This window comes from Devosia psychrophila, assembly GCF_000971275.1.
Lineage (GTDB): Bacteria > Pseudomonadota > Alphaproteobacteria > Rhizobiales > Devosiaceae > Devosia > Devosia psychrophila.
In genome coordinates this window covers 1-871 of the sequence record NZ_LAPV01000201.1, presented here as the reverse complement: position 1 = coordinate 871, position 871 = coordinate 1, and the positions used below count along the sequence as shown (strand labels likewise).

General features: G+C 57.2%; 1 protein-coding gene. It reads right to left on the bottom strand.

The features are described 5' to 3' along the window. Positions 1-226: 226 nt before the first annotated feature. Entirely contained in the window at positions 227-733 is a 507-nt protein-coding gene (locus WH91_RS20795) for a hypothetical protein (protein WP_144408400.1), read from the bottom strand. Positions 734-871: the final 138 nt, after the last annotated feature.

Below are 871 nucleotides of genomic sequence, written 5' to 3'. Positions count from 1 at the left end.
CGACGCCATCATCGATGCCGACTGCCAAGCCTGGAACAACCTAATCGACAAGCCCGAAACCATCTCGTCCATCGGCATGCGCAAATGGGAACACATCGGTCAATCATAACAACTGTTGGTATGACACAATGCTTTCCAGACAAGGAAAGCGATTGCTGCAGTCGGGGTCCAGATTGTACCCGCTTCGATGGGTAGATCCTGCCGTCGCCTTGGCCTACTGCCCCTGTCAGTGGCGTGCAGCTCGAGCCAATTGTCCCAAAAATTCCCTCGCCTCGGTAAGCACTGCGGCCGCAGGCCCGTCGATACTGTGTTCGTGTCCGTCGGCGAGGAAGACGATGCGGTCGAGCAGTGCCTGGCGAACCGTATGGAACACTGTCGTCAGATCGAGATCAGCCGCCTCTGTCAGGGCTTGTCGCATTTCCTGCAGCATCATCAGCAGAGAAAAACGCGCGTGGAGTTGGCGGGCGACCGCAGGATCGCCCCGCCAGTTCCGAACAGAAAACACGGCGGTCGCCCGCTGTCCGGCGCCGAGGCAATCGAAAGCCTCGCAACCTTCATAGCCGAGCGCCTCGCGTTTTACGTGAATTGAACATCTGAAGGACGGATCAAGGTGATAGCAGGGCTCCCCCACCACCTTGTCATGGCCAAAGCCGTCCGAGCGTTCGAATGACAGGGCCACGCAACACAGGCCAACGCAGCGACTGCAGTCCGATGCCATCTCCGCCTGCGTCATATGCTTCCCTTTCATCACCCCCAACGCAAAAACCCCCAGTCATTTCTGACTGGGGGTTTTAGCTATTTCTTTCGACGATCGTAAATGAGACCACAGATGTTTTTGGCAGACCTTGCAGCGACCTACTCTCCCAAGCCT

Bases quoted from the DNA above. Each gene is read 5' to 3' on its own strand.
- WH91_RS20795 (WP_144408400.1), bottom strand. From the start codon at position 733: ATGACGCAGGCGGAGATGGCATCGGACTGCAGTCGCTGCGTTGGCCTG.